This is a genomic window from Streptomyces sp. SID12501 (assembly GCF_010550245.1).
Classification (GTDB): Bacteria; Actinomycetota; Actinomycetes; order Streptomycetales; family Streptomycetaceae; genus Streptomyces.
The window spans coordinates 1-456 of sequence record NZ_JAAGLU010000576.1 but is presented as its reverse complement, the minus strand read 5'-3'; the positions used below and the strand labels follow the sequence as shown (position 1 = coordinate 456).

Sequence of the window (456 nt, the reverse complement as noted above, 5' to 3'; positions counted from 1 at the left end):
GGCCTCGGACGGTCGCGGTGCGGACGGTGAGCCCGTGCACCGAGCCGCCGTCAACTGCTATGGCCGCACGAGCATGCGTGGCCGTGGCGGACAGCCATACCGGTACGGGGCGAGGTGGGCGTCCCGCCACCAAAGGCGGCGGGTCAAAGGGGGCTTCTGCCCCGAGGGTGCCGGCGGCCAGGCCAGGAGAGGCGCCTCCGGCGTCCTTGCGGTGTCTGCCGGACAGCCTTCGGCCCAGTACCGCCGGATCGGCACAATGGTGCTTCCCGCCGCCAGGGCCCACAACAGCCGGACGGTCCGCTACTCCCGGACGATCCGCCTCGCCGTCGGCAGGTTGGTCGGCGGCTGACGTCGACGCCTGGTGTTCCGGGTCGGGTGACACCCCGGCCGACAGCCAAGAGCGGCGAGCGGACGTCATGGGGAGCGCAGCAGCCGGCCGTGCGATGTGGGCTGTCC

The 456-nt window shown here is 73.0% G+C and carries 1 protein-coding gene; it reads left to right on the top strand.

Annotation, left to right across the window (positions count from 1 at the left end; genetic code table 11):
- Positions 1–349 (top strand): hypothetical protein (locus G3I71_RS50680; RefSeq protein WP_203733154.1); only part of this gene is annotated, 349 nt, incomplete at its 5' end.
- Positions 350–456 lie beyond the last annotated feature (107 nt).